The organism is Shewanella sp. S1-49-MNA-CIBAN-0167 (assembly GCF_040310145.1).
Taxonomy (GTDB): Bacteria; Pseudomonadota; Gammaproteobacteria; order Enterobacterales; family Shewanellaceae; genus Shewanella; species Shewanella psychromarinicola.
In genome coordinates, this window is sequence record NZ_JBEOPO010000200.1 from 1 (window position 1) to 286 (window position 286).

At 39.5% G+C, this 286-nt stretch carries 1 pseudogene; it reads right to left on the bottom strand.

The features are described 5' to 3' along the window. Positions 1–286, bottom strand: a pseudogene (locus AAEZ00_RS21010) (immune inhibitor A domain-containing protein); the annotation flags it as partial.

Genomic DNA, 286 nt, shown 5'->3' on the forward strand with positions numbered 1-286 from the left:
GATCAACCCAGGCATCGCTTCCATACGCGGTACTAATGTCGCTCGATTTACCGCTAATAGAATGTTTTACCGTAGGGTAAATTGAATTTGTACTGTTTGTGTGGTTACCTTCTATAGCAACGCTATCAACCAACACCTGCACATAATCATAATCGTCTTCAATATCCCAATGGGCTTGAAATGATAATGCTAATGGCGTATCTAATGGTAAGGTCACATCAAATGACATGGCATTATTGATCATATTGCCTTGACCTGAATAATACTGATATTGACCCGTTAATGG